General features: G+C 72.3%; 23 protein-coding genes. 9 read left to right on the top strand and 14 right to left on the bottom strand.

Annotated elements, in window-relative coordinates:
- Window positions 1-85 precede the first annotated feature (85 nt).
- Window positions 86-895, bottom strand: coding sequence for a helix-turn-helix domain-containing protein (locus ACFW3L_RS13615; protein ID WP_378739948.1), 810 nt, complete (start codon window positions 893-895; stop codon window positions 86-88).
- Window positions 896-1,109: 214 nt separating this feature from the next.
- Window positions 1,110-1,745, bottom strand: a complete 636-nt coding sequence (gene aztA, locus ACFW3L_RS13610) for a zinc ABC transporter ATP-binding protein AztA (RefSeq protein WP_378739946.1) — start codon at window positions 1,743-1,745, stop codon at window positions 1,110-1,112.
- Window positions 1,746-1,834: 89 nt separating this feature from the next.
- On the opposite strand from aztA, the gene aztB reads away from it, so the two are divergent.
- The 4 genes from aztB to aztD all read left to right on the top strand — a co-directional run bounded on the left by aztB (window position 1,835) and on the right by aztD (window position 6,099).
- A complete protein-coding gene (aztB, locus tag ACFW3L_RS13605; RefSeq protein ID WP_378739943.1) occupies window positions 1,835-2,737 on the top strand; it encodes a zinc ABC transporter permease AztB in 903 nt (300 codons plus the stop codon).
- On the top strand, window positions 2,734-3,918 hold the full coding sequence (locus ACFW3L_RS13600; RefSeq protein WP_378739941.1) for an ABC transporter: 1,185 nt from the start codon (window positions 2,734-2,736) through the stop codon (window positions 3,916-3,918). Before aztB ends, ACFW3L_RS13600 begins: the two co-directional genes overlap by 4 nt.
- A gap of 5 nt (window positions 3,919-3,923) precedes the next feature.
- Window positions 3,924-4,841, top strand: coding sequence for a zinc ABC transporter substrate-binding protein AztC (gene aztC, locus ACFW3L_RS13595; RefSeq protein WP_378739939.1), 918 nt, complete (start codon window positions 3,924-3,926; stop codon window positions 4,839-4,841).
- Between the two features lie 70 nt (window positions 4,842-4,911).
- Window positions 4,912-6,099 carry a zinc metallochaperone AztD gene (aztD, locus tag ACFW3L_RS13590; RefSeq protein ID WP_378739937.1) on the top strand — a complete coding sequence of 396 codons (1,188 nt, stop codon included), beginning with the start codon at window positions 4,912-4,914 and terminating at the stop codon, window positions 6,097-6,099.
- 132 nt (window positions 6,100-6,231) lie between these two features.
- On the opposite strand, the gene ACFW3L_RS13585 is transcribed toward aztD, so the two are convergent.
- Window positions 6,232-7,233 carry a LacI family DNA-binding transcriptional regulator gene (locus tag ACFW3L_RS13585; RefSeq protein WP_378739935.1) on the bottom strand — a complete coding sequence of 334 codons (1,002 nt, stop codon included), beginning with the start codon at window positions 7,231-7,233 and terminating at the stop codon, window positions 6,232-6,234.
- A gap of 152 nt (window positions 7,234-7,385) precedes the next feature.
- On the opposite strand from ACFW3L_RS13585, the gene ACFW3L_RS13580 reads away from it, so the two are divergent.
- From ACFW3L_RS13580 to ACFW3L_RS13560, 5 genes are all read left to right on the top strand, one after another.
- Entirely contained in the window at window positions 7,386-7,925 is a 540-nt protein-coding gene (locus tag ACFW3L_RS13580) for a TRAP transporter small permease subunit (protein WP_352388438.1), read from the top strand.
- Window positions 7,922-9,196, top strand: a complete 1,275-nt coding sequence (locus tag ACFW3L_RS13575) for a TRAP transporter large permease (RefSeq protein WP_378739932.1) — start codon at window positions 7,922-7,924, stop codon at window positions 9,194-9,196. Before ACFW3L_RS13580 ends, ACFW3L_RS13575 begins: the two co-directional genes overlap by 4 nt.
- A gap of 75 nt (window positions 9,197-9,271) precedes the next feature.
- Window positions 9,272-10,264 carry a DctP family TRAP transporter solute-binding subunit gene (locus tag ACFW3L_RS13570; RefSeq protein WP_378739930.1) on the top strand — a complete coding sequence of 331 codons (993 nt, stop codon included), beginning with the start codon at window positions 9,272-9,274 and terminating at the stop codon, window positions 10,262-10,264.
- Between the two features lie 112 nt (window positions 10,265-10,376).
- The gene (locus ACFW3L_RS13565) at window positions 10,377-12,293 is read left to right on the top strand and encodes a TIM barrel protein (RefSeq protein ID WP_378739928.1); all 1,917 of its coding nucleotides are present in this window, start codon (window positions 10,377-10,379) and stop codon (window positions 12,291-12,293) included.
- Window positions 12,290-13,201 carry a shikimate dehydrogenase gene (locus ACFW3L_RS13560; RefSeq protein WP_378739926.1) on the top strand — a complete coding sequence of 304 codons (912 nt, stop codon included), beginning with the start codon at window positions 12,290-12,292 and terminating at the stop codon, window positions 13,199-13,201. The genes ACFW3L_RS13565 and ACFW3L_RS13560 overlap by 4 nt, the downstream gene beginning before the upstream one ends.
- 109 nt (window positions 13,202-13,310) lie before the next feature.
- Here ACFW3L_RS13560 and ACFW3L_RS13555 read toward each other — a convergent pair whose 3' ends face one another.
- The 11 genes from ACFW3L_RS13555 to ACFW3L_RS13505 form a co-directional block, all read right to left on the bottom strand.
- Window positions 13,311-14,159, bottom strand: coding sequence for a transporter substrate-binding domain-containing protein (locus ACFW3L_RS13555; RefSeq protein ID WP_378739924.1), 849 nt, complete (start codon window positions 14,157-14,159; stop codon window positions 13,311-13,313).
- A 130-nt stretch (window positions 14,160-14,289) separates the two neighbouring features.
- Window positions 14,290-18,312, bottom strand: a complete 4,023-nt coding sequence (locus ACFW3L_RS13550) for an MMPL family transporter (RefSeq protein WP_378739922.1) — start codon at window positions 18,310-18,312, stop codon at window positions 14,290-14,292.
- A complete protein-coding gene (locus ACFW3L_RS13545; protein ID WP_378739919.1) occupies window positions 18,309-19,007 on the bottom strand; it encodes a response regulator transcription factor in 699 nt (232 codons plus the stop codon). Before ACFW3L_RS13545 ends, ACFW3L_RS13550 begins: the two co-directional genes overlap by 4 nt.
- Window positions 19,008-19,166: 159 nt before the next feature.
- Window positions 19,167-19,763, bottom strand: coding sequence for a bifunctional 4-hydroxy-2-oxoglutarate aldolase/2-dehydro-3-deoxy-phosphogluconate aldolase (locus ACFW3L_RS13540; RefSeq protein WP_378739916.1), 597 nt, complete (start codon window positions 19,761-19,763; stop codon window positions 19,167-19,169).
- Window positions 19,756-20,730: a sugar kinase gene (locus ACFW3L_RS13535; RefSeq protein ID WP_378739914.1), complete on the bottom strand. Its 975-nt coding sequence runs from the start codon at window positions 20,728-20,730 to the stop codon at window positions 19,756-19,758. The genes ACFW3L_RS13540 and ACFW3L_RS13535 overlap by 8 nt, the downstream gene beginning before the upstream one ends.
- Complete coding sequence (locus ACFW3L_RS13530; protein WP_378739912.1) at window positions 20,727-21,596, bottom strand: SMP-30/gluconolactonase/LRE family protein; 870 nt, start codon at window positions 21,594-21,596, stop codon at window positions 20,727-20,729. The genes ACFW3L_RS13535 and ACFW3L_RS13530 overlap by 4 nt, the downstream gene beginning before the upstream one ends.
- A 17-nt stretch (window positions 21,597-21,613) precedes the next feature.
- A complete protein-coding gene (gene dgoD, locus ACFW3L_RS13525; protein WP_378739910.1) occupies window positions 21,614-22,759 on the bottom strand; it encodes a galactonate dehydratase in 1,146 nt (381 codons plus the stop codon).
- A complete protein-coding gene (locus ACFW3L_RS13520; RefSeq protein ID WP_378740476.1) occupies window positions 22,756-23,487 on the bottom strand; it encodes a FadR/GntR family transcriptional regulator in 732 nt (243 codons plus the stop codon). Before ACFW3L_RS13520 ends, dgoD begins: the two co-directional genes overlap by 4 nt.
- A 25-nt stretch (window positions 23,488-23,512) precedes the next feature.
- Window positions 23,513-24,268, bottom strand: a complete 756-nt coding sequence (locus tag ACFW3L_RS13515) for an SDR family NAD(P)-dependent oxidoreductase (RefSeq protein WP_378739908.1) — start codon at window positions 24,266-24,268, stop codon at window positions 23,513-23,515.
- A 62-nt stretch (window positions 24,269-24,330) separates the two neighbouring features.
- Entirely contained in the window at window positions 24,331-25,554 is a 1,224-nt protein-coding gene (locus ACFW3L_RS13510) for a DUF4380 domain-containing protein (protein WP_378739906.1), read from the bottom strand.
- On the bottom strand, window positions 25,551-26,642 hold the full coding sequence (locus ACFW3L_RS13505; protein WP_378739904.1) for a zinc-binding dehydrogenase: 1,092 nt from the start codon (window positions 26,640-26,642) through the stop codon (window positions 25,551-25,553). Before ACFW3L_RS13505 ends, ACFW3L_RS13510 begins: the two co-directional genes overlap by 4 nt.
- Between the last annotated feature and the right edge of the window lie 10 nt (window positions 26,643-26,652).

Below are 26,652 nucleotides of genomic sequence, written 5' to 3'. Positions count from 1 at the left end.
TTGCCTAACCGAATTTAGGGTGCACTCAGTTGGTTCGCAATCGCTCGAAAGGGACACCGAACCTCGCGGAACGGACATTCCGCCGTCACTGGACCCGGAACCGCCCGGGGCTCATGCCCGTCACCCTCCGGAAGACCGCGCCGAACGCGCTCGCGGAGTGGTAGCCGACCCGCTCGGCCACCTCCTCGATCTCCTCCCCCACCGACAGCAGCGTGATCGCGTGCTGCACCCGCGCGGCCGTCGACCACTGGCTGAACCCGAGCCCGGTCTGCGCGCGGAAGGCCCGCGTGATGGTGCGGGTGCTGACACCGAGCCGCGCGGCCCACGCGGCCAGGGTCGTGTCGTCCGCCGGGTCCGCGCGCACGGCGGCGACGATCGGCTCCAGCAGCGCGGACTCGGGGATCCTCAGCAGCAACTCGACCGGCGCCGGGGCCAGCAGGTCGAGCACCACGGCCTCGGTCCTGGCACGCGACTCCCGGTCCAGGCCGTCGGTGTTGAGCCGTTCGAGCAACAGGCGCAGGAGCGGGGTGACCTCCACCGCGACGGTGGTGTCCGCGATGGCCGGGACCGCGTGCACACTGAACTGGGCCGCGTGGTGCCAGGTCCCCGCCGGGGTCCATCCGGAGTGGGGCGTCCCGGCCGGAATCCACAGGCCGACCGACGGGGTGATGGTCCACACCCGTGCGCCGGTCGTGGCGGTGGAGGCGCCGCGCAGGTTCCAGAGCAGCTCGTGCGTGGGGTGCGAGTGCTCCTCCCAGTAGGTGTCGCGCGCGATCACCTCGTCGGTGCCGTGAACCACGTAGGGGACGTCGATCTCGCCCGCGCCGTACGAGGGAAGCCTGCGGTTCTCCACCGCCCCCGATCGCTCGCGCACCGCCCTGCCTTGTCTGACCACGTCACACAGGCTATGCCGGGCGACCCCGAGAAGGCCAAACCAAGGGGAGCCTGCCCTTACCCGCGAGTGACGAGCACCACGGGATCCGCGCCCGGGCGGTCCCGTCTCCAGATCCCCTGGTCCACTCCTCCGCCGTTCCCCGACCCGGCGTCCACCGGCCCGTCGGGACCGCCCCGGGCACCGAGCGGACCCGGACCCGCGACCGACACGGGACTCACCGGTCGGGATCGGGGACGACCACGCGGCCCGACTCCAGGGACAGGACGTGGTCCGCGCCCCGCGCCTCCTCGGCGAAGTGGGTGGCGTGCACCACGGTGACGCCCTCGGCGGCGACCTCGGCGACCAGCTCCCGAACACGGTTCACGGAGTGGTGGTCCAGCCCCGCCGAGGGTTCGTCCAGCAGCAGCAGGTACGCTTCCTGAGCCAGCCCCTGGGCGATGAGGGCGCGTTGGCGCTGCCCCCCGGAGAGCTCCCCCAGCCTGCGGTCGGCCAGGTCCGCGACCCCGGCCTGTTCCATACGTCGGTCGACCACCCGGCGGTCGTTCCGGGTGAGCGGGCGCCACCACCCCCGGTGCGCCCAGCGGCCCATGGCCACGGTGGCGCGCACGGTGAGGGGCAGGGCGTCCGGGACCGCGCTGCGCTGCACGACGAACGCCGGGCGACCGCCGCGCGCCGGGACCACCCTTCCGCTCCGAGGGGTGATCGTGCCCGCCAGGACCCCGAGCAGGGTGGACTTGCCCGCGCCGTTGGCTCCGACCAGGGCGGTGACGACCCCTTCGGGGATCTCGGCGGTGACGCCCCGCAGGACGTCCGTGCCGTCGTAGCCCGCGTACACGTGGTCGACCCTCATCCTCGCGACCTCCGTTCCTGGTGTGTCGGGTTGGTCTGATCCGACCCGATGTGAAAACGAAAACGATTATCGTTGTAGAGTCTCCCACTATGGAAGCACTGATCGAACCCTTCGGGGTCACGTTCGTCCAGCGTGCGCTCTGGGCGGGGCTCCTCGTCTCGGCCGTCTGCGCGATCGCCGGCACCTGGGTGGTCCTGCGGGGCATGGCCTTCCTCGGGGACGCGATGTCGCACGGCATGCTGCCCGGGGTGGCACTGGCCGCGCTGTTCGGACAGAGCCTGTTCCTGGGCGCCGCCCTGGCGGCCGGGGCCATGGCCGCCGGGGTCACCGCGCTGAGCCGCTCACCCCGGCTGTCGCAGGACACGAGCATCGGCCTGTTGTTCGTGGGGATGCTCTCGGTCGGCGTGATCCTGGTCTCGCACTCGGCGTCCTTCGCGGTCGACCTCACCGCGTTCCTCTTCGGCGACGTCCTGGGCGTGCGTGAGCGGGACCTGCTCCACCTGGGGCTCTCCCTCGCCGCCGCCCTGGTGGTCGCGGTGGTCGGGCACCGGGCGTTCGTCGCCCTGGCCTTCGACCACCGCAAGGCGCACACCCTGGGCCTGGCGCCGCGCGTCGCGCACGCCGCTCTGCTGGGCCTGGTCACGCTCGCCGTGGTCGCGTCGTTCCACGTGGTCGGCACCCTGCTGGTGTTCGGTCTGCTCATCGCCCCGCCCGCCACGGCTCTGCTCTGGGCCAGGAGCATCCCGGGCATCATGCTCACCGCCGCGCTGCTGGGCGGCGCCGCCACCTACGTCGGACTGCTCGTCTCCTGGCACTGGGAGACGGCGGCCGGGGCCAGCATCGCGGCCACGGCGGTGGCCTTCTTCTTCGTCTCGGCCCTGGCCTCCGGCGCGCGCTCGCGCGGATTCGCCCGACGACGCCCCCCGACCGGCGAACCCCCCGCCGACCACGCGCCCCCGCCCACCACCCTGGAAGGAACGCTGACACCGTGACCCGCCGACACCGCACCGCCGCCCTGGGAGCGGCCGCCCTGATCATCCTGCTGGCTGGCTGCTCCGGCGGCGACTCCGCCGCCGAACCCGAGCCCGTGGAGGAGGAGACGCCGCACGGTTACGTCGAGGGGGCCGAGGAGGCCGCCGAGCCCCAGCTCCGGCTGGTCGTGGCCGACACCGACACCGGCCGGGTGCGACTCTTGGACCTGCTCACCGAGGAGGTCACGGAGCTGGGCGAGGTCCCCGGGGTGGACGGCGTCCGGGGCGACGGCCGCTTCGCGTACCTGAGTTCATCCGATGAGGGGACCACCGAGGTCTTCGACAGCGGCGTGTGGACCGTGGACCACGGAGACCACAACCACTACTACCGGACCGGCTCCGGGCACGTCGGTTCCCTGGACCTCCCCGGCCCTGCGCACGTGGTCACCGACACCGCTCTGACCTCCCTCACCACGCAGGGGACGTCACTGCTGCTGGAACGCACGGAACTGGAGGAGGGGTCGGTCACCACCGCCGGGCCCTCCCTCGACGAGGGGACCTCGGCCCACCCCTACCAGGGGGCCCTGGTCACCGTGGACGCCGAGGGGACGGTCGGTGTGCTCGACCGCGACGGCACCCCCCTCGCCTCGCCCGACGCGACCTGCACCGACCCCGACGGTGCCGCCGTCACCCGCCGGGGCCTGGTGGTCGGTTGCGCGGAGGGGACCCTCCACGTCACCGAGGAGGACGGCGAACTGGAGGCCGCGACCCTCCCCCACCCCGGTGAGGAACGCGCCGGCCCCCTCCACCACCGCTCCGGCTCCTCCGTCCTGGCCGCGCTCCCCGACGACGACACCCTGTGGGTCCTGGATCTGGCCGTCCCCGAGTGGCGCGCCCACGACCAGCCCGGCACCGTGGCCGCGACGGCGACCGGTGAGGAGGGGCCGATCCTGGCCCTGGCCGACGACGGAACCCTGCGCGCGCTCGATCCGGAGACCGGCGAGGAGGAGGCGGCCACCCCCCTGCTGGACGCGGTGGACCCCGAGCACCCGCCCACACTCGTGGCCGACACCTCCCGCGCCTACGTCAGCGATCCCGGGGCCGGGGTCGTCCACGAGATCGACTACGCCGACGACCTCCGTGTGGCCCGCACCCTCGAACCGGGGATCGCGCCGCACCTGATGATCCAGACCGGACGGTGACCGCCATGCTGCCCCGACTCCCCCTCGCCGTGCTCGCGGCCTCATCGCTCACCCTCACCCTGGTCTCCTGTTCCTCGGAGGGAGACGGCACCGGGGTCGTGGTGACCACCAACATCCTCGGTGACGTCACCGCGCGGATCGTCGGTGACCAGGCTCCGGTGACCGTGCTGATGCCGCCCGACACCGACCCGCACTCCTTCGCGATCTCCGCCCGTGAGGCCGCGACCCTGGAGAACGCCGACCTGGTCGTGCACAACGGCCTCGGCCTGGAGGAGGGGGTCGCCCGCAACGTGGCCGCCGCCGAGGAGGCCGGGGTACCCGCCCTGGAGGTCGGTGCGGGCGTCGACCCGCTGCCCTACACCTCGGACGAGAGCGAGGGCGAGCCCGATCCGCACTTCTGGACCGACCCGGGCCGGGTCGGGCTGGCCGTCGACCTGATCGCGGAGCGCGTGATCGGGGAGGTCGACGGGGTCGACGCGGACACCGTGCGCGCCAACGCCGAGTCGTACGCGGCCGAGGTGGACGAGCTCGACGCGTGGATGGGCGAGGAGTTCGCCGCCCTGCCCGCCGGGAACCGCAGGCTCGTCACCAACCACCACGTCTTCGGCTACCTCGCGGACCGCTACGACTTCGAGGTCGTCGGAGCGGTGATCCCCAGTGGGACCACCCTGGCCTCGCCCAGCACCTCCGACCTCAAGGACCTCTCCGACGCCGTGGCGGAAGCGGGCGTCTCCGCCGTCTTCGCGGACTCCTCCCAGCCCGACCGCCTGGCCACCGTGATGGCCGAGGAGGCCGGGGTGGAGATCGAGGTGGTCCCGCTCTTCACCGAGTCCCTGAGTCAGGAGGGCGGCGGCGCCGAGACCTACCTGGAGATGATGCGCGCCAACACCGAGGCGATCACCGCGGGACTCCGCGACGACTGAGTCCCGCCCTTCGGACCACCCCCCAGCCACCCCCCGACCCCGCACCACCCATCCCTGAGAGAGAAGAAGCATGCGTTCGCACCGCACCACCCGAGCGGCGGCCCTGCCCGCCCTGCTCTCCGCCGGTCTCCTCCTGACGGCCTGCGGAACCGCAACCGACGACGGCGCCGCGAGTGCCGACGAGGAGGGGACCCCGGCCGAGACCGTGGCCACGGAACCCCTCGTCACCACCTACGACGGAGGCCTGTACGTCCTCGACGGGGAGTCCCTCGACGTGGTGGCCGACATCGAGATGGAGGGCTTCAACCGGGTCAACCCCGCCGGGGACGACCGCCACGTGTTCGTCTCCACCTCCGAGGGCTTCCAGGTCCTCGACGCGGCCGGGGCGGAGCTCACCGACACCCTCTTCGAAGCCGACACCCCCGGTCACGTGGTGCGCCACGGCGGCCGGACCGTCCTGTTCGCGGACGGCACCGGGGAGGTCACCGCCTTCGACACCGACGCGCTGGGCTCGGGTCTGCCCGAGGAGACCGACGTCCACACCACCGAGGAGGCCCACCACGGGGTGGCGGTCGAGCTGGAGAACGGCGAGATGCTGCTCACCCTCGGCGACGAGGAGGAGCGTGTCGGCGCTCTGGTCCTGGACGCCGACGGGGAGGAGATCGCCCGCAGCGAGGACTGCCCGGGCGTGCACGGTGAGAGCGCGGCCCAGGGCGGGGCCGTGGCGATCGGATGCCAGGACGGCGCGCTGATCTACCAGGACGGCGCGTTCACCAAGGTCGAGAGCCCGGACGACTACGGACGGATCGGCAACCAGGCCGGTTCGGACGCGTCGCCGGTCATCCTGGGCGACTACAAGACCGACCCGGACGCCGAACTGGAACGCCCCGAGCGCGTCGCCCTGGTCGACACCGCCACGGGCGACCTGGAACTGGTCGACCTGCCCTCCAGCTACACCTTCCGTTCCCTGGGCCGGGGCCCGGCTGGTGAGGCCCTGGTGCTGGGCACCGACGGGGCGCTGCACGAGATCGACCCCGACTCGGGCGAGCTCACCCGGAGCATCGAGCTGATGGACACGTGGGAGGAGCCGGTGGAGTGGCAGGATCCCCGACCCGCGCTCTTCGTGCGCGGGGGCACCGCCTACGTGAGCGACCCGTCCACCAACCAGGTGCACGCGGTGGACCTGGCCTCCGGTGAGGTCACCGGCTCGGTGACGCTGGACGAGGCCCCCAACGAGCTGAGCGGCGTCGCCCACTAGGGCCGCTCGGCGGACGGACCCCCACGGCCCGGGTGCCCCAGGCGCGAACGCGCCGGTGCCCGGGCCGTTCCCGTATCCCCGCTCCCGCGTCCGGGACGGCGCGCTGGGGCCCGACCGGAGCCGGCTGGCGCCTCAGCGCGCCGCGGGCCCCGTGGAGTCGCGGATCACCAGGTGGGTGGGGAGGACCACCCGCTGCGGGGCCGGGTGCGCCGTGGAGAGCGACCCCTTCCTCAGCAGGAGTTCCACCGCCACCCGGCCCGCCTCGTCCTCCGGACCCGCGAGGGTGGTCAGGGCGGGAACACACAGGTCGGCACCGAAGATGTCGTCGTAGCCGACCACGCTGACCCGCCCGGGGACCGCCACTCCGCGTTCGGACAGGCGGCGCAGGACACCGATGGCCAGGAGGTCGTTGTGCGCCACCAGCGCGGTCGCCCCGGAGACCAGGGCGGCGTCGGCGGCGGCTCCGCCCCCGCTGACCCTGGGCGGGAACGGGCCGAGTCGGCCGACGGAGAGCCCGCGCCGCTCCGCCGCGGCCCTGAGCGCCTTCCAGCGTTCGTTGGCGAGCCAGGACTGGTGCGGTCCGGAGAGGTAGACGATCGACCGGTGGCCCAGCGAGGCCAGGTGCTCGACGATCTGCCAGCTCCCCGGGCCGGTGTCGACCACGACGCCGGGGAGGCCGTCGACCTCGCGGTTGACCAGCGCCAGGTTGTGGCTCTGGGCGATCCCCACGGTCGTCTCGTCGCTCATGCGGCTGGCCGCCAGGACGAAGCCGTCCACCGAGTGGTCCAGCCGTTCGATCTGGTTGCGTTCGTTGGCCGCCGACTCCTCGGTGTTGCCGAGGATGAAGGTGACGCCCGCCTCGCTGGCCCGCCGTTCCGCACCCCGGATCGTGCCGAAGAAGTGCGGGTTGGTGATGTCGGGGACCAGCATGGCGATGGTCGCCTTGTGCCCGGACTGGAGGGCCGTGGCCAGGGGGTTCGGCCGGTACCCGAGCCGTTCGGCGACCCGGAGGACGTGTTCGCGCGTGGTCGCGTTCACCCGGCGGGGGTTGCCGAAGGTCCGGGAGACCGTGGAGGCCGCCACGCCCGCCTCGGTCGCGACGTCGTAGATGGTCGTGCGCCTCGGAGTGTTCATCTCGCCCCCTTCCTACCGGTTCGCGACAACTTTTGGCAATCGCTTGCCACGACCGTGAACGGATACCTAGAGTTCACGAAAATGTGACACCCGCCACGCCCACGGCCGCTGATCAGCGCGAAGCCGTGTCCTCCCGACTGGAGCCGACTGGGATGACCCAACCCCCCGAACCGAACGACACCGGGCCGCCGGGTCCCGCGCGGACGGTGGTCCGCTGCCTGGAGAGGGCCGAGCTCGTCGTCGGCGCCCTGCTGCTCACCCTCATCCTCGTCCTCATGCTCGTCCAGGCGACCCAGCGCCACCTGCCGGTCTCGGGCTGGGTCTGGACCGGCGAACTGGCCCGGTTCGGCCTGGTGTGGCTGACCTTCTCCCTGGCCGGCTACCTGGTGGGCCGGGACGAGCACATCACCCTGAAACTCGTCGACCACGTGGCCCGCGGCCGGGTCCTGCGCGGGGTGTGGGTCCTGGCCAACCTCGTCGTCGCGGCGATCGCCGTCGGCTTCGTGTTCGAGGCCGCCGCGCTCGTCTTCACCGGTCCCCCACAGACCACACCCGCCCTGAACATCCCCCTGTCCTGGACCTACGTCATCCCCATGGTCGGGCTGTCCCTGGCCGCGCTGCGCGCCCTGGCCAACACCCTGGTTCCCGCTCCCCCGGCGATGGAGAGCGTTCCCGAGGAGCGTGCCGAATGAGCGCCGCACTGATCGTCACCGGCATCCTCGTCCTCCTGCTGCTGCGGGTCCCCGTGGCCTTCGCGATCCTCGGGCCGACCCTGCTCTACATGATCGTCACGGACCAGTCGACGGGGCTGAGCCTGCGCACCGCGGCCCAGGAGGTCAACAGCTTCCCACTGCTCGCGGTCCCGCTGTTCGTCCTGCTGGGGGTGGTCGCCAACCACACGGGGATCGCGGACCGCATCTTCGCCTTCGCCCAGGTGCTGTTCGGCCGCGTGCGCGCCAGTCTGGGCTACGTGAACATCGGCGTCAGCGTCGGCTTCTCGTGGATCAGCGGCACGGCCCTGGCCGACGTCGCGGGCATGGGCAAGATGCTCGTCCCTGCCATGACCAGCCGGGGTTACCCCCGGCGCTTCGCCCTGGGGCTGACCGCCTCCTCCAGCCTCATCAGCCCGGTGATGCCGCCGAGCATCCCCGCGATCGTCTACGCCTCGGTGGCCGCGGTCTCCACCGCCGCCCTGTTCGCCGCCGCCGTGGTCCCGGCCCTGCTCATCGCGGGTGGCCTCGCGCTGTACGTCTTCGTCTGGAGCCGCAGGCAGCCCCAGCTCGCCGGACGGCGCTCGGCGCCGGGCGAGTTGCGGACCGCCGCCCTGCGCGTGATCGGTCCTCTCGGGGCGCCGGTGCTCCTGCTCGGCGGCATCCTCAGCGGCCTCTTCACACCGACCGAGGCCGCCGCCGTCGGCGTCGCCTACGTCCTCGTCCTCGGGTTCTGCTACCGGCGCCTGACCCCGCGCTCCCTGTGGAGCATCGCCGTCGAGACCGCCACCACGGCGGCGTCGATCACCCTCATCCTCGCCGCGTCGGGGCTGTTGGGCTGGGTCCTGGCCCGGGAACGGGTCCCGCAGGAGATCGCCTCGTTCCTGTTGGGCTTCACGGACAGCCCCGTGGTGTTCCTGCTGCTGGTGAACGTGGCGCTGATCCTCATCGGCACCATCCTGGAGCCGATCGCCGCCCTGGTCATCACCGTGCCCGTCCTGCTGCCGATCGCCGTGCAGTTCGGCGTCGACCCGGTCCACTTCGGGGTGATCGCCATCGTGAACCTGATGATCGGCCTGCTCACCCCGCCCATCGGCGGTGTGCTCTTCGTCCTGGGATCAGCCACCCGCACCCCCATGCACGAGGTGTTCCGAGGAACGGCGCCGTTCCTGATCCCCCTCCTGGCGGTGCTCGGCCTGCTCACCGTGGCCCCCGAACTCGTCCTCTTCCTCCCCGGCCGACTCGGCCTGTAGCGACCGTCCACCGGACCTCGCCGCCCACGACCCCCGACCCCACCCACTCCCCGCGCCCCACCGAAAGGTCCCACCATGAACACCGGTCTCCGCGTCGCCGCGCTCCTGCCTGCGGCGGCGCTCGTCCTCACCGCCTGCGGTGCGGGCGACGACACCGACGGGCCCGTCCTCACCTTCTCCAACAGCTACACGGAGGAGCACCCGCACACCCGCTGCGGCATCGACCTGGTGGCCGCGCACGTGGCCGAGGCCGACGCGGGCTTCCGCGTGGACACCTTCCCCGGCAGCCAGCTGGGCGACAACACCGAGACCTTCGCGTCCGTGATGTCCGGCGACATCGACATGGACGTGCAGGGATCGGCGGCTCTGGGCTCCGCCCACCCGCCGATCGGGGTCTTCGACGCCGCGTACGCCTTCGACGACGCCGACCACATGTTCTCCTTCTTCGACTCGGAGGCCGCCGAGGCCACCAAGCAGGGCTTCGAGGAGGCCACCGGGGCGAAGATCCTCGATGTCTGGTACTTCGGGGACCGGCACTTCACCGCCAACCAGCCGATCCGCACCCCCGCCGACCTCTCCGGCCTGCGGATGCGGTTCCCCGACTCCCCCATCTACCTCGCCAACGCCGAGGCGATGGGGGCCAGCCCCACGACGGTCGCCTTCGAGGAGGTCTACATGGCCCTCCAGCAGGGAACCGTCGACGGCCAGGAGAACCCGATCGCGACCGTCGACGCCGACAACTACTCCGAGGTGCAGTCCCACGTCAGCCTCTCCGGGCACCAGATCGGCTCCCAGATGATCGTGGTCTCCGGGCAGACCTGGGAAGGGCTCTCCGCGACGCAGCGGGAGGTGCTCCAGGAGGCGGTCAGCCAGGTCCGGGAGGAGAACCGTGCCTGCATCGAGGAGGCGGAGGCGGAGGTCCTCTCCGAGTGGGAGGCCAGCGGCGCCATGGAGGTCATCGACGACGTGGACGTGGAGGCCTTCCGGGCCCAGGTCCACGAGCACTTCCTGTCCACGCTCCAGGGCGAGGAGCTGGAGCTCTACGAGGCCTTCCGGGAGTCGGCCTGAGCGCGGGGGCCGTCGGTCACCGGCACCGTCGGCCCCGTCCCACTCCACCTCCGCACCGGCCCACACCGGCGCGGCGTGAGCACCCTGAGAACGGAAACGGAGCCTGAAGGACATGCGGCGATCCATCGCCACGGTCTCCCTCAGCGGAACCCTGGAAGAGAAACTGAGCGCGGCCGCCAAGGTCGGCTTCGACGGCGTGGAGATCTTCGAGAACGACCTCCTCGCCTCACCCCTGACCCCGCGCGAGATCCGCGCCCTGGCCGGGGAGCTCGGCCTGACCATCGACCTCTACCAGCCCTTCCGGGACTTCGAGGGCGTGGACGGCACCCGGCTCGCGGCCAACCTGCGGCGCGCCGAGGCCAAGTTCGCGCTCATGGTCGAACTCGGGGTGGACACCCTGCTGGTCTGCTCCAACGCGACCGCCACGGCTATCGACGACGACGCGCTGGCCGCCGCCCAGCTGCGTGCCCTGGCCGAGACGGCCGAGCCCTACGGCGTGCGCGTCGCCTACGAAGCGCTGGCCTGGGGACGGCACGTCTCGACCTACGAGCACTCGTGGTGGATCGTGGAAGCGGCCGACCACCCCGCGCTGGGCCTGTGCCTGGACAGCTTCCACATCCTCTCCAGGGGGGATGACCCCTCGGGTATCCGGGACATCCCCTCGGACCGCATCCTCTTCCTCCAGCTCGCCGACGCTCCGCGCATGGACATGGACGTGCTCCAGTGGAGCCGCCACCACCGCTGCTTCCCCGGGCAGGGGGGTTTCGACCTGGTGGCCTTCACCGGCCACGTGATCGCCGCGGGCTACCGGGGCCCCCTGTCGCTGGAGGTGTTCAACGACGTCTTCCGCGCCTCCGACCCGGAGCGGACGGCGGCCGACGCCCTGCGTTCGCTGTCCGCCCTGGAGGACGCCGTGGCCCGGGCACGGGGGTCCGTCGACCCCCGTCAGTCCTCGGTACCGCACCGGGACGCCGTCCACCTGACCCGGCTCCCGGACCTCGTGCCGCCCGAGGACTTCGCGTTCGTCGAGGTCGCGGCAGCCGAACCGGCCGCCGGGCGCACCCGCTCGGTGCTGTCCGCTCTGGGGTTCGCGCACACCCGCGACCACCGCTCCAAACCCGTCGAGCTGTGGGAGCACGGGCGCACCCGGATCCTGCTGAACTCCGCCGACCCGAGGCTCGGGCACACCTGGACCGGCGACGCCGCCGTGACGGCTCTGGGCATCGAGGTCACCGATCCGGCCCGGGTCGCGGCCAGGGCCGAGGCGCTCTCGGCTCCGGAGCTGTCCCGTCGCCGGGACCCGTCGGAGGCACGCATACCGGCCGTCGCCGCGCCCGACGGGACCGCCGTCTTCCTGTGCCCGCCGGGGTCGTCCGGCGGGGTGGACTGGACGGAGGACTTCTCCGCACCCGCGGTGGGCCACCGGAGCGACGGGGCGTCGACCCCGGTCACCGGCATCGACCACGTCGGACTGCACCAGCCCTTCGACCACTTCGACGAGGCCTCCCTCTTCTACCGGGCCCTGTTCGGGCTCTCCCCGTCGGAGAACACCGACCTGTCCTCGCCCGACGGACTGGTCCGGAGCCGCGTCCTGACCCGGCCACACACGGGGTCGGGGTCGGGGCTCCGCGTCGCGCTCAACGTGTCCGTGCTGGGGCGCGGCCCCCAGGCCGACGCCACCGGCGGGTCCCAGCACGTCGCCCTGGCCTGTGACGACATCGTCGCGGTCGCCGGTGCCATGGTCGCCGCCGGGGAGCCTCCGATCCGGGTCCCCGACAACCACTACGACGACCTCGCCGCCAGAACGGATCTGTCCCCGGAACGGCTCGCGCTCATGCGCGATCTGGGCATCCTCTACGACACCGACGGCACGGGAGGCTTCTGGCACCTCTACACACCCCTGCTGGGCGGCCGGTTGTTCTTCGAAGTCGTGCAGCGGGTGGACGGCTATGAGGGGTACGGTGCGTCCAACACCGCGGTGCGGATGGCGGCGCACCGCGCGAAGCACCGCGCGGAGCAGTGGACGTGAGGGGCCCGACCAGCGACGACGGGGCCGTGCGCACTCCGGCCCACCCTCCCGGCGCCCCCTCCTTCCTGGTGGGGCTGATCGGTTCGGGGATCGGTCCCTCCCTGACCCCGGCCATGCACGAGACGGAGGCGGCCGAGCTCGGGCGCCGCCTGGTCTACCGTCGCATCGACCTCGACACCTGGGGGCTGTCGGCGTCGTCGGTCGGTGAGCTCGTGCGCTCCGCCCCCCGTTACGGGTTCGACGGACTGAACATCACCCACCCGTGCAAACAGCTCGTCCTGCCCCACCTGGACGAGCTCACCCCCGACGCCGCCGCGCTGGGCGCGGTGAACACGGTGGTGTTCGACGGCGGGCGCGCGGTGGGGCACAACACGGACTGGTCGGCCTTCGCCCGCTCCCTGGAACGGGGTCTGCCCACCGTGCCGAGGGAGCGGGTGGTGTTGCTGGGCGCGGGAGGGGCCGGTGCGGCGGTGGCCCACGCCCTCATGACCTCCGGCACGCGGGACCTCACGGTGGTGGACACCGACCGGGACCGGGCCGAGGGACTCACCCGGGACCTGCGGGGCCGGTTCGCGGGCGCCCGGTGCAGTGCGGCCCCTCCCTCGGCGGTGGACACGCTCCTCTCCCGGGCGGACGGGCTGGTGAACGCCACCCCGGCCGGGATGGCCCACCACCCGGCCCCTCCCGTGGCCCCGGAGCTCCTGCGCCCGCACCTGTGGGTGGCCGACGTCGTCTACCGGCCGTTGCGCACCGAGCTCCTCGCCGGAGCCGAGCGGATCGGGTGCGCCACCCTGGACGGCGGTGGCATGGCGGTGTTCCAGGCCGCCCAGGCGTTGGAGCTGATCACGGGACTGGTTCCCGACCACGGCCGGATGGCGGCGCACTTCGCCGCCGTCGCGCGGGACTGAACCCGGGGCGGTGGACCCGTCCCGGTCGAGGATGCGGGCTTCCCGAGGCGGGGCACCCCCGGAAGCGGGGGTGCCCCGACGTCGCGCCCGGACGCGACGCCCTCCGGACTCAGAGCTGGACGTCCTCCCCGAACCAGGGCTCGACGATGCGGTCGTAGGTGCCGTCGTTGAGCGCCATGTTCAGCCACTGGTCCACGTAGTGCTTGAACACGTCGTCACCCCGGGGCAGCATGAACGCCTTCTCGAAGAAGTCGAAGGGCTCCTCGGGGTTGACGGCGCACAGCTCCTCGTACTCGTTGGCCACCCACAGCACCTCGGAGGCGTCGGTGGTCATCACATCGGCCCGGCCCGCGACGATCTCGTCGAAGATCGTGTTGTTGTCGTGCGTGACGAGGTCGCCGTCCGGGTAGTGCTCCTCGGCGAACACCTGGTTGGTGCCGCCGCTGGGCATGATGGAACGCACCCCGGGCTGGTTGATCTGCTCGATGGTGCGGTAGTCGTCCACGTTCTCGCACAGGGTGATCGGGGTCTTGCCGTCCTCCATGAGCGGGGCGGAGAAGTACACCCGCTGGGCGCGTTCGGTGTTGACCGAGATGCCGCCGACCGCGACGTCGCACCCGGCGAGGAAGTCCTCCATGAGGTCGTCCCAGGTGGTCCGGGTCCACTCGATCTCCACGCCGAGGTCGTCGGCCAGGTCACGGGCCATGTCGACGTCGATGCCGGTGAACTCGTCCGGATCGGAGTCGAGGAAGGTGAAGGGCCGGTAGTCACCGGTCGTGCACACCTGGAGCGAGCCCCGGTCCAGGATCTCGTCGAGCCTGCTCCCCTCCGTGGCGGTGGCCTCGGGGTGGGCCGCGCCCTCGGAGTCCGTCCCCGAGCAACCGGCGACGAGGAGCACGGCCAACGAGGCGGCGGAGGTGGCGAGGACGAGACGCGGCTTGGCTTGCGCTGCTGGCACGTGCGGACTCCCGGCTGCTGTCGAGTGATCCGGGTCATACTAACCACGGCCCACGGCACCCGTCGCCGCCGGGTCCCGGGTACGGGAACGGCCCCGCCGGGCGTGGCGGGGCCGTTCGTCGGAGCGGTCGTTACCGGGACGAACCGGCCGGGGCACCGGCCTCCCGGGGGTCACCGTCCTCCGTGCCGGGCGCGGAGCCCGCGCCCTCAGCGTTCGCCTCCCCCGTGACGGGTCCGGCCGGGGCGAGCCGGTCGCCCTCGATGTCCACGTTGGGGAGCAGGCGGTCCAGCCACTTCGGCAGCCACCAGGTGGCCCGGCCGAACAGCGCCATGATCGCCGGGCCGAGCGTCATCCGGACCAGGAAGGCGTCGATGAGGATGCCCACGGCGAGGACGAACGCGATCGGCTTCAACATCTCCACGTGGCCGAAGACGAACGACGCGAAGACACTGATCATGATGGCCGCGGCGGCGGTGACCACGCGCGCCCCCTGGGTGAAGCCGGTGGAGATCGCCGCCATCGGCTCGGCGCCGTGGACGTGGTCCTCCCGCATGCGGGAGACCAGGAACACCTCGTAGTCCATGGCCAGGCCGAAGAGGATGCCGATCATCAGGGTCGGCATGAACGCCAGGAGCGGACCGGGTTCCACACCGAACAGCCCGGCGCCGTAACCCCACTGGAAGACCACCACAGTCAGCCCCAGGGAGGCACCCGCGCTGAGCACGAACCCCAGCGCCGCCTTGACCGGCACCAGGATCGAGCGGAACACGATCGTCATGAGGACCAGGGCCAGGCCGATCACCACGGCGGCGAACACCGGCAGCGCGTCCGCGAGGCGTTCGGAGACGTCGATGGCCATGGCGGCGGCACCGGCCACCACGATCTTGGCGCCGATCTCGTCCTCGATCTCGCCCTGGAGGCCGCGCACGTCGTGCAGCACGTCCTCGGTGGCGGTGTCCGAGGGCCCGGTCTCGGGGATGACCACGATGATCGCCGTGTCCCGCACGTCGCTGAGCTGGGGCGGGAACACCTCCGCGACCCCGTCGACGTCCTCCATGCGCTCGGCCACCTCGTCGGCGGCGGCGGGCATGTCCGGCAGCCCGGTCAGGTCGGCCACCACCGCGAGCTGCGCGGTGTGTCCGGGACCGAACTCCTCGCTGATGATCTCGAAGGCCTGACGCTGCGTGGTGTCCGTCGAGCTGGTCTCGTCGCTGGGCAGGCCCAGGTGCATGTTGCCCAGGGGGAGCAGGAGCGCACCGAGGACGGCGGTCACACCGACGATCGCGATGACCGGGCGCTTGATGACCATGCCGATCCACCGCGCGCTCATGGTGCGGTCGGAGACCATCGCCCTCTCGGCCCGGCGGCCCAGCACCGGGAGTCGACCGGCGGTGACCCGGTGGCCAATGAACCCGAGCAGAGCGGGGAGCAGCGTGATCGCGATAAGCACCGCCACCGCGACCGTGACCATCGCGGCCACGCCCATGAGGGTCAGGAAAGGGATCTGGACCACCGAAAGCCCGAGCAGAGCGATGACGACCGTGATCCCCGCGAAGACCACGGCACTGCCGGCGGTACCGATCGCGCGGGCGGCCGACTCCGCCGGATCCCAGCCCTGCGCCACCTGCTTGCGGTGGCGGGAGAGCACGAACAGCGAGTAGTCGATACCCACGGCGATCCCCAGCATGAGCGCCAGGATCGGAGCCGTGCTGGTGAGTTCGATCAGGCTGGACGCGGCGTAGAGCAGAAGCATCCCCACACCCACGCCGATCAGGGCGAGCAGGATCGGCAGACCGGCGGTGACCAGGGCTCCGAAGTTGATGATGAGGACGACGAGGGCGGCGACGAGGCCGACGACCTCGCTCGGGCCCATGATGGCGGGCACCTGCTGGGTGATGGAGGGACCGCTGAACTCGACGTCCATCCCTGCGGCGCGTGCCTCGTCACCCGTGTCGAGGATGGCCTCGACCGTCTCGGACGGGACCTCGCCGTTACGGAACTCCAGCTGGACCTGGATCATCACGCTGTCACGGTCGTCGGAGAGCTGCGGGACCTGGTCGAGGACCTCGTCGTCGTCGAAGTCGGGGGCCTGCTCGGCGACGGCGGCGAGCGCCTGGGCCTCGGCCTCGACCATCAGGTCCTCGACGGCCTGATCGCGACCGGGGGTCTCCGGCGGCACCATCGCCTCGACCTGTTCACGAGCGGTCTCCAGGGCCTGTTCCTCGCCCTCCGCGATCCCGTCGTCGTACTGCTGGCGGGCGTCCTCCAGGATGCCGTGCGGGCTGAAGACCTCGTCAACCCCGGGGATCTCCGCCAGCTCGTCGGCGGTGGCCCGCACGGCGTCGGCGTACTGCGCCTCCTCGATGACGTCGGAGCCGTCGGGGGCGCGCAGCACGGCGGTGACGGACTCACCCGTGGTGGAGAACCGCGCCTCCATCAGGTCGGTGGCCTGTTCCGACTCGGTGCCGGGGATGCTGAGCGCGTCGTTGAGCGGGGCGCGGAACATCAGCGCCGCACCGCCCGCGAGCACCAGGACCAGCAGCCACGAGAACACGACCAGCCATCGTCGTCGGTAGGCGAACCCACCCAGACGATAGAGCAGCCCAGCCATACTCATTCCTCTCAACCCCGACTTACGCTTGCCTTCCAGCTCATACGACGCCGATGAGGCGAACTGCCGAGGATCATGAGAGTTCGATGAGAACGCGGCGCCGCTGGTGAGATCGTCGTCACGTCCACCTGCCAGGGAGCCCGCGTCGGAGTCCGGCGGTGACGGGAACCGCAGGGTGACCCGGGTTCCCTCGGCGGCGGTGGAGGTGAACTCCGCCTCGCCCCCGTGGGCCCGCATGACGGCCCGGACGATGGGGAGACCGAGGCCGCTGCCGGGTCGCCCGGACGCCGCGGAGGCCCGGTAGAAGCGCTCGAACACGAAGGCCGCGTTCTCCTCGGCCACACCGGGGCCCTCGTCGGAGACCTCCAGGACCACGCGGCCGTCGCGCCGGTGCAGCCGGACGGTCGCCGGGCTGCTGACCGGAGTGTGCACGCGCACGTTGGCCAGCAGGTTGGAGACGGCCTGGCGCAGTTCCTGTTCGTCCCCGACCACCAGCCCGTCGGCGGTGACCTCGGTCCGCCAGTCGCGTTCGGGCTGGGCGGCGCGGGCGTCGGAGACGCTGTCCGCCACGATCCGGCGGAGGGCGACCACCTCGTGCCGGGGCGCGGGGCGTTCGTCCAGGCGGGCCAGGTACAGGAGGTTGTCCACGATGGCGGCCATCCGCTCGGACTCCTGCTGGGAGCGGGTGATGACGTCCGGGCGCCGGGCGACGTCGACCACCCCCTGGGCCACGAGTTGCAGGTAGCCGCGGATCGAGGTGAGCGGGGTGCGCAGTTCGTGGGAGGCGTCCGAGACGAAGCGGCGCAGCCGTTCCTCGGACTGCTCGTGCGCGTGCAGGGCGCCGCGCAGGCGGGCCAGCATGCGGTTGATGGACAGGGTCAGGCGGCTGACCTCGTCGGCGGCGCCCGGCGCGGGTTCGGGGACTCGGCGTTCCAGGTCGCCCCGGGCGATGGCCTCCGCCGTCTCCACGACGTCGTCCAGGGGGCGCAGGCCCCGGCGGATGACGGCGGTTCCGGCGACCAGCGCGATCCCGAGCATCGCCAGGCCGCCCAGGACCTGGATGGCGATCAGCCGGTGGACGGTGGCCGTGACCGGGCGCAGGGGCTCTCCGAGGAGGACCACGGTGTCCTGCTCGGGCAGCTCCAGCACCTTGACCCGGTACTCGGCGCCCTCGTGCTCGACCGTGAACACGCCCTCCGGCGCGCCGTCTGTGTCGATGTCGCGGACCAGGGTGGGCCCCGACCCCTGGAGCCGGTGCACCTTGGGGTGGCTGTCCCCCGGGACCCGCGTGACGAACTCCGCGACGAACTCACTGGGGGCGCGGATCTGCTCGACCAGCTGGTCGGGGCTCTTGGCGAAGATCTCGTCCTGGTTGGCCCGCACGAACGAGGCGCTGGTCTCGATGCGTTCGTCCAGCCGGTCGACCAGGTAGGTGCCGAGGAACATGGAGCTGGCCACCGTCACCACGCTCAGGGCGAGGAACATCAGGACGGCGTTGACCACCACCATCCGTCCGCGCAGGGTGCGCCAGGGGGCCCTCATTCGGGGTCGCCCTCGCGCAGCGCGTAGCCGAACCCCCGCTGGGTCACGATGAGGTTGGGACCGTGAACGCCGAGCTTGCGGCGCAGGTAGCCGACGTAGGTGTCGACGATGTTGGACGCGCCCGCGTAGCCGTCGCTCCAGACCTCGTCGATGATCTGCGGGCGGGACAGCACGCGCCCGCTGTTGAGCATGAGGTACCGGAGGAGGTCGAACTCGGTGCGCGAGAGCGGCACCGGGTTCCCGGCCCGCCGCACCACGCAGGCGCGCTCGTCCAGTTCCACGTCGGCGAAGCGCAGGATCCCGTCCGCCGCTTCCGGCCCGTTGCCCGGCCTCGTCCTGCGCAGGACCGCGCGCACCCGGGCCACCAGTTCGTCGGTGTTGAACGGTTTGGTGACGTAGTCGTCGCCGCCGTAGGTGAGCCCCGCGATCCGCTCGCTGTGGGCGTCCTTGGCGGTGAGGAAGACGATGCCGAGGTCGGGCCGCGAACGCCGCAGCGCGCGGCACACGTCGAACCCGTCGCCGTCCGGGAGCATGACGTCCAAGACGACCAGGTCGGGCCCGAACGCGTGCGCGGCGGTGTGGGCCTCGGCGGCCGTGGCGGCGGTGCGCACGTCGAATCCGTGGAACTCCAGCACGGTCGCGACCACGTCGAGGATGTTGGGTTCGTCGTCGACGACGAGGATCTTGGCTTGCATGGTCCGTCCATCACAGCCGACAGGGATGAGAGAGCGATGAGAGCCCAGGTCACAGAGGTGTGTTGGCCCCGGTCCCCGGGCCCGATGGTAACCCCGCCGCTCCACCCGGACGGCCGCCCGCACGGCCGCCCGCACGGCCGCCCGGCCCCCGCGACGGGCTCAGACCAGCGCGGCCAGGAGGGGGATCTGCTCGGGGTCGGTCAGCGCGGATCCGACCGCCACCATCCGTGCCCCGGCGTCGAGGTACCGGCGGGCGTTGTGGGCGTCCATGCCGCCGGTCGCCACGATCCGCACGTCCGGGAAGGGTCCGGACATCGCCCGGAACCACCCCGTGCCGAGCGACGAGGCGGGGAAGGCCTTCACCCAGTGGCCGCCCGCCCTCAGCACCCCCTGGATGTCGGTGGGCGTGGCCACACCGGGCAGGTGGGGCATACCGGCGGCCTCCGACAGGGCCATGACCTCGGCGTCGAAGCCCGGCGCGACGGTGAACGCGGCGCCCGCCTCGGACACCGCACGGACCTGTTCTGGGGTGATCACCGTGCCCGCGCCGACCGGGTGTCCGCGCTCCGCCCCGGCCCTGACCGTGGCGTGCAACGCCTCCAGCCCCTCGGGGTCGCGCGCGGGCACCTCGATGGCGGTCACCCCCAGGTCCCAGGCGCGCTCGGCCAGTTCCACCGTGGTGCGCACCGGCATGCCCCTCAGGATGGCGAGCACGCTGTGTTCCGCGAACAGGCCGTCCAGACCCTCGTCACTCACTGCTGACTCCTCTCGTCGCGGCCCCGGCCGCGCGTTCGTTCCAGTGCTCGTCGGCCACCGCCAGGAGCTCGTCCACCTGGTCCGGCGGAGGCGGGTCGGCCAGGTCCCCCGTCACCCGCAGGACGCGTCCGGCGCACAGGTGCCCGAGACGCAGGCGTTCCCGGCCGCCCAGTCCGCGCAGGTCCCCCGCCAGGTATCCGGCGGCGAAGGCGTCCCCCGCCCCGACCGGCTCGACGACCTCCACGGTGGGCGCGGGCACGTACACCCGCGTGCCACCGTGGAACTCGCTGGCGCCGTGTTCGGCGTCCTTGACCACGAGGCGCTCGACGTCGGGCAGGAGCGCCCGGACGTCGCGGTCGGTGGAGGTGCCCCACAGCTCCTCGGCCTCGTCCCTGCCGACGAAGACGATGTCGGCGAGCCGGGCCAGCGCGAGCAGACGCGGAGCCGCCTCCTCCGGCCCCCACAGTCGGGGCCGGTGGTTCACGTCGAAGCTCACCGTCAGGCCGGGTGCCTCCAGGAGTCCCTGGGTCAGGGCGTCGCAACCCGGGGACAGCGCGGGGGTGATCCCGGACAGGTGGATCCTGCCGGCGGCCCGTACCCGTGGATCCCCGACCAGCTCCGGGCCGAGCCCGGAGGCCGCGGACCTGGTCCTGTAGTAGTGCACGGTGCTTCCCTCGGGCGAGGGATCCTTGGCGAACACGCCCGTGGGACGGTCCCGGTCGACACGGACCCCGGACACGTCCACCCCGCTCTCGCGGAGGGTGCGCGTGACCAGACGGCCGAAGGGGTCGTCCCCCACGGCACTGAGCCAGGCGGCCCGGTGTCCGAGCGCGGCGAGCCCGGAGGCGACGTTGGACTCGGCTCCAGCGACCCCCATCGTCAGGAGCGGCGCCTGGTCCAGCGGTGTCGGGTCGGCCGCGGTGAGCAGCAGCATCGTCTCACCGACGCAGACGATCTCGGCGCTCACACCGCACCCCCGAACTGGTGGACCAGCGGTCCCCCGACCTCCACGGGAACCGAGAACACCGCACCGTCACCGGGGCCCGGCCGGTCGAGGCCGACCGTCGCGGAGGTGACGAACAACCGTGGCACCGGGCCACGGGTGACGCACACGCTCGTGGGCTGGACGGCGGGGACCGTGACCACGCGCTCCAGGGTTCCGTCGGGATCGTAGCGGTGCACCCGACCGGCGCCCCAGACAGCGACCCACAGGTGCCCCTCGTCGTCGACCTGCATACCGTCGGGGCTGCCCTGTGTGACACGGGCGAAGACCGACCGGGCCCCGGGTTCTCCGCTCGGGGACACGTCGTGGACGTCGATGCGCCCGTCGGCGCTGTCCGCCAGGTACATGCGGGAACCGTCCTCGGTGAAGGCCGGGCCGTTGGGAACGGTGTAGCCCTCGAGGACGCGGGAGAATCCGCCGTCGGGGTCGGCGCGGTAGACGGAACCGGCACCCCTGGTGCCGTCGTAGGCCATCGATCCGGCCCAGAACCTGCCCGCGGGGTCGCAGCATCCGTCGTTCATCCGCATCGGCACCGCCGCGTGGTCCTCCGGCCTGGCCAGCCACACCACTCCGCCGTCCTTGGAGACGACGGCGACTCCGGTCCCGACCGCCGCCACGTAGGACCCCGGACGGCCCGACACGGGGGCGACCGCCCCCAGGGGCGTGTCCAGGGACAGGACGACCTCGGCCGGACCGGGCGAGCCCGGGTCCAGGCGCAGGAGCCTGCCGGTGAGGATGTCCACCATGAGCAGGTGCCGACCGTGTCGGCGCAGCCCCTCCCCCAGTTCGAAGCGTTCGGCGCTCCATGGTTCGCTCGTCACGCGCGTCATCTCCTCCCTCCTCTCCTTCACCACTCCGCGAACGACCCGTCCTCATGGCTCCACACGGGCGACCGCCAGCGGTGGCCCCCGCGGTCCGCGCGGCGCACGGCGTCCTCGTCCACCCGCACTCCCAGCCCCGGGGCGTCGGTCCGGTGGATGTGCCCGTCGGGAAAGGCGAAGACCTCGGCGTCCAGGACGTAGTCCAGCAGCTCCGCGTCCTGGTTGTAGTGGATGCCGATGCTCTGTTCCTGGATGAGGAAGTTGGGGGTGGCGAAGGCGACCTGGAGGCTGGCGGCCAGGGCCAGCGGGCCGAGCGGGCAGTGCGGGGCGAGCAGGACGTCGTAGGTCTCGGCCAGGGAGGCGATCCTGCGGACCTCGGAGATCCCTCCCGCGTGGGAGAGGTCGGGCTGGGCCACCGCGATGCCCGCCTGGAGGGCGGGCAGGAAGTCGGTCCGGCTGAACAGGCGCTCGCCGGTGGCGATGGGCACGGGACTGCTCCGCACGACGTCCTGGAGCAGGTGACCGTACTCGGGGAGGACGGGTTCCTCCACGAACATGGGCCGCAGCGGCTCCAACAGGGGCAGGACCCTGCGGGCGGTGGCCGCGTTGAAGCGACCGTGGAAGTCCACCGCCACGTCCCGGTCCGGGCCGAGTACCTCGCGCACGCTCGCCAGACGGTCCACGATGCCGTCGATCTCGCGCACGGTCGCGGAGCGCCCCATCACTCCGGAGCCGTTCATCTTCACCGCGGTGAGACCGGTCTCCACGCGCGCGCTGACCCTGTCGACCAGTTCGGCCGGGTCGTCGCCGCCGACCCAGCCGTAGACCCTGACCTTGTCGCGGACCGGACCGCCGAGGAGGCGGTGCACGGGCACGCCCAGGCTCTTGCCCGCGATGTCCCACAGGGCCTGGTCGAGCCCGGCCACCGCGCTGGACAGCACGGGACCACCACGGTAGAAGCCGCCCTTGGTCAGTCGCTGCCAGTGGTGCTCGATCGGGGCGGGGTCCTGTCCCAGGAGGAGTTCGGACAGCTCCTCCACCGCCGCCCGCACGGTCTCCGCCCGCCCCTCGACGACCGGCTCGCCCCATCCGACGATCCCCTCGTCGGTCTCCACCCGGCACATCAGCCACCGGGGCGGAACCAGGAAGGTCTCAATACGGGTGATTCTCACTCGGGCTTCTCCCAACGGTCTTCGGACGCGTCGTGCTCGGTGACGCGGAGCAGGTCCTGCCTGGCCTGTGCCAGCAGGGAGCGCATGGCGGCCTCGGCCGCGAGGGGGTCCCCGGCGGCGATGGCCTCGGTGACCGCCTCGTGGCTGGGCACCGGGTCGTCGTGGTCGCCTCCGTGGACCAGGCGGTCGCGTTCGGAGAGCCCGGCGGAGAAGAAGACGTCGGTACGGGTGAACAGCTCGTTGTGGGTGGCCGCCAACAGGGCGCGGTGCCAGCGCAGGTCGGCCCGGACGGCGTCCTCGGCCTGCCCGTCCACGGTGTCGGCGATCTCTTCGAGCGCGGCCCGCAGCTCGGTGACGTCGTCGTCCTCACGCCGCCGCGCCGCGAGCAGGGCGGCGGCGGGTTCGAGCGCGTCGCGCAGCTCGGCCAGGTCACGGAAGAAGACGTCACCGGCCCCGGCCGCCACCTGCCACCGGACCACGTCCGGGTCGAGCAGGTTCCAGTCGCCGCGCGGGCGCACGAAGGTGCCCTTCTTCTGGCGTGAGCCCACCAGCCCCTTGGCCGCGAGCACCTTGATCGCCTCGCGCAGGGCCGTCAGGCTCAGGTCGAGTTCCTCGCTGAGCTCGGCCAGGTCGATGGTCTGGCCCTCCGCGAACTCCCCGGCCAGAACCCGTTCCCCGAGCAGTCGCACCGTCTGGCCGTGCACGCCGCGCCCCGAATAGGCGGCCATCATGTCCTCCGTTCCAGGCGCCCGGTCACGACGACGCCTTGTAGATACTCCACCCTCCGTCGACCGGAAGACTCGCCCCCGTGACGTAGGAGGCCTCGGAGGAGGCGAGGAAGGAGATGACGGAGGCGACCTCGTCGGGGTCACCGAAACGCCCGGCGGCGGTCTGGGCGACGCTGGCTCGGCGGTCCTCCTCGCCCACGTCCTCCCACGCGGCGGTGAGGACGGGGCCGGGGAGCACGCAGTTGACCCGCACGCGCGGGCCGTACTCGACGGCGAGCTGGCGGGTCAGCGCGGTCAGACCGCCCTTGCTGGTGGCGTAGGCCGGTCGGCCCGGAAGCCCGAACCAGGCATGGACCGAGGACGCGATGACGACACTGCCGCCGACGGCGGTCAGGTCGTCCAGACAGGCGCGCACCCCCAGGAAGGCGCCGGTGAGGTTGACGGCGATCTGGCGCTCCCAGGAGGCGAGCGTCGTCTCGTGGGCGGGCGCCTGCTCGAAGGTGTAGGCGTTGGAGACCAGGATCCCCACGGGACCGAAGGTGGTGCGGGCCCGTTCCACCACCCGCTCCCACGAGCCCTCGTCGCTCGCGTCCGCCGTGACCGCCAGGGCGCTTCCCCCCGCAGCGCGGATGCGTTCGGCGGCCTCCTCGACTCGGGGTGACAGGTCGGTGAGCACCACCGACGCGCCCTGCGCCGCCAGGCGTCGGGCGGTGGCCTCACCGATCCCCTGGGCCGCTCCGGTGACCACGGCCGTGGTTCCCTCGTGCCTGGTGTTCGTCATGTCTCTTCCATCGGATGGTGGGTGCGCCCCGGACTCTCCGGAGGCGCCGGTCGGCGTCCCGTTCACGGCCGCGCCGCGAACACGACGTCGGGGTCGGGGTCGGGGTCGGTACGTGGGTCGGCCTCCGGGACCGGAACGGTGAACCGGGTCGGTTCACCCGGAACGGTCCGTGCGAGGGTGCGCCCGGATCGGCGGTGGACCAGGGCGCCGTGCCGTGTGGACGTGAACGAGCCGACCAACCGCGCCGTGCCGGGCCCGTGACCCTCCCAGCGGGGTCGCTCGCTCCAGAATCCGTCGGCCGTCACCTCCGAGACCGGTTCCCGGCCCGAACCGAAGCCGAAGTCGACCGCCAGGCTCACGCGTTGCCCGGGCGCCAGTTCGGTGAGGGGCCCGAGTGCCTCGACCTCGATCACGCGGTCCACCGGGCACAGCCCGCCGAGGTGCTCCAGTGGACGGCTCAGCGGAGTCTCCAACCAGACCTCGGCCACGGACCCGGCGTCCGGGTAGTCGGCCCCCTCGGTGACGTCGAAGCGCTGGGTGAGGGTGCCCGCGGCCCCCACGTTGGCCAGCCATCCGGACGCGGTGGGGAAGCCGACCTTGCCGACCACCTCCTGTGACGGCACCCGCAGTACGGAGGGCACGTGCTCCACGACTCGCGGGCGGCCGTTGCCCGAGACGAGGGGCACCGTGTGCGGGCCCTCGCCCCTGACCCCCACGAAGACACCGTCGGTGGCCCCGTCCGAGGACCGGGCCCCGTCGATCTGGGTCACGTTCCACAGCGCCCACCGGCGGTCCGTCGTGGAGGCGTTGACCGCCTCGAGGTCCAGCCGGTAGCCGGCGGCCCCGGGTTCCATGGTGAGTCGGCGGGACAGACGCAGACCGGTCCTCGGATCGTCCTCGCTGGTGAGGGTGAGCACGACGGACCCGCCCGGGCCGTCCTCCACCCGAACGCGGTAGGCGCCCGAGTCCAGGACGGGATCGGGGGGACCCGCCCACTGTCCGGGCCCGTCCCACCCCTGCGGCGCGGGCCAGGTCTTGTCCCCGCCGACGTTGTTCCACGCGCTCATCGGCCCGTCCACCGGCCCGAGCGAGACGCCCTCCACCGGACGCAGGTCCTCGCCCAGCAGGCGGTCGTTCCGGTACAGGTGTTCCTGGTCGCGGTGGCGCACGGACAGCACCCGGCCGCCCAGACCGGGCGCCGCGACGACCCGCACCACCCCGTTGTCGAGGTGGATCAGTTCGTGTGTCCCCGAGCCCTCGCGCCGCACGCGGACGAGGGCACTCACCCCTGCTCCCGGTTCACCAGGCACACCTTGCCCCGGCTCTCCCCCGCGGCCAGGCGGTACGCGGTGTCGGCGTCGGCGAGGTCGAAGCGGTCGGAGACCACGCGCTCGGGCGAGACCCCCCACCGGACCAGGTTCACCGACAGTTCGGCCATGGCGGGCAGCGAGGTCACCCAGGAGGCGTACAGGGTGAGCTGCTTGTGCAGGAGGGTGTCGGAGACCTCGGTGTCCAAGGTGCCTCCCTCACCGACCAGCGAGACCCTGCCCCACTCCGCCGCGTGTTCCAGCGCCAGCGAGCGTCCCGCGCGCGACCCCGAGCAGTCGATGACCGTCGCCGCGCCCCGGCCGGAGGTGACCCGGCCGATCTCCTCGGCCGCCTCCTCCGGGGAGGCCAGGGCGTCGAACACGTCCAGGGTGGAGGCCCAGTCCCGGCGCCTGGCGTTGGGTTCGACCCCGATGACGCGGGCCGCGCCCATGCCGCGGCCGATCACGCCCGCCGCCAGACCGACCGGGCCCAGACCCACGACCAGCAGGTCTCCCTCTCCGTTGACACCGATCCGTCGCAGCCCCTCGTACGCCGTGCCGAAGCCGCAGGCGATGAGCGCGCCGTCCACGAAGGAGAGCTCGTCCGGCAGGGGGACGCAGGTGGCCTCCTCCGCCAGCAGGTACTCGGCGTGGCCGCCGTCGCGCTGCCAGCCGTAGGAGGCCCGTCCCGGGTCGGTGCAGCTGATCATGTAACCGCGTCGGCAGTTGTCACACAGACCGCATCCCGCGATGTGGTAGACGATGACCCGGTCACCCGGCCCGAACCTGCGGCAGCCGGGGCCCGCCTGCACGACCGTGCCGGAGGGCTCGTGTCCGGCGACGACCCCGCGGTAGGCGGGGCCGTCGATCCCCCGGTGCGTCCTGTGCTCGTGGTAGATGAACCCGATGTCGCTGCCGCAGATCCCGGAGGCACCCACTCTCAGGAGGACCTGGCCCGGACCCGGTTCGGGCACGGGGAGCGTGTCCACGACCGCGGTGGAGTCGCCGGGAAGCCTCACCCCGCGCATGGTGGTGGGCGGTTGTGCGCCGAGGGCGGTGGCGTTCATGGTGGAGTCC

Origin of the sequence: Nocardiopsis sp. NPDC058789 (assembly GCF_042745575.1) — a bacterium.
GTDB classification, from domain to species: Bacteria; Actinomycetota; Actinomycetes; order Streptosporangiales; family Streptosporangiaceae; genus Nocardiopsis; species Nocardiopsis eucommiae.
This window is presented reverse-complemented; position numbering and strand designations above follow the sequence as displayed.

Bases quoted from the DNA above. Each gene is read 5' to 3' on its own strand.
- ACFW3L_RS13580 (WP_352388438.1), top strand. From the start codon at position 7,386: ATGACCCAACCCCCCGAACCGAACGACACCGGGCCGCCGGGTCCCGCG.
- aztC (WP_378739939.1), top strand. From the start codon at position 3,924: ATGCTGCCCCGACTCCCCCTCGCCGTGCTCGCGGCCTCATCGCTCACC.
- ACFW3L_RS13505 (WP_378739904.1), bottom strand. From the start codon at position 26,642: ATGAACGCCACCGCCCTCGGCGCACAACCGCCCACCACCATGCGCGGG.
- ACFW3L_RS13530 (WP_378739912.1), bottom strand. From the start codon at position 21,596: ATGACGCGCGTGACGAGCGAACCATGGAGCGCCGAACGCTTCGAACTG.
- aztA (WP_378739946.1), bottom strand. From the start codon at position 1,745: ATGAGGGTCGACCACGTGTACGCGGGCTACGACGGCACGGACGTCCTG.
- ACFW3L_RS13550 (WP_378739922.1), bottom strand. From the start codon at position 18,312: ATGAGGGCCCCCTGGCGCACCCTGCGCGGACGGATGGTGGTGGTCAAC.
- ACFW3L_RS13575 (WP_378739932.1), top strand. From the start codon at position 7,922: ATGAGCGCCGCACTGATCGTCACCGGCATCCTCGTCCTCCTGCTGCTG.
- ACFW3L_RS13585 (WP_378739935.1), bottom strand. From the start codon at position 7,233: ATGAACACTCCGAGGCGCACGACCATCTACGACGTCGCGACCGAGGCG.
- ACFW3L_RS13520 (WP_378740476.1), bottom strand. From the start codon at position 23,487: ATGGCCGCCTATTCGGGGCGCGGCGTGCACGGCCAGACGGTGCGACTG.
- ACFW3L_RS13545 (WP_378739919.1), bottom strand. From the start codon at position 19,007: ATGCAAGCCAAGATCCTCGTCGTCGACGACGAACCCAACATCCTCGAC.
- ACFW3L_RS13515 (WP_378739908.1), bottom strand. From the start codon at position 24,268: ATGACGAACACCAGGCACGAGGGAACCACGGCCGTGGTCACCGGAGCG.
- ACFW3L_RS13570 (WP_378739930.1), top strand. From the start codon at position 9,272: ATGAACACCGGTCTCCGCGTCGCCGCGCTCCTGCCTGCGGCGGCGCTC.
- ACFW3L_RS13565 (WP_378739928.1), top strand. From the start codon at position 10,377: ATGCGGCGATCCATCGCCACGGTCTCCCTCAGCGGAACCCTGGAAGAG.
- aztD (WP_378739937.1), top strand. From the start codon at position 4,912: ATGCGTTCGCACCGCACCACCCGAGCGGCGGCCCTGCCCGCCCTGCTC.
- aztB (WP_378739943.1), top strand. From the start codon at position 1,835: ATGGAAGCACTGATCGAACCCTTCGGGGTCACGTTCGTCCAGCGTGCG.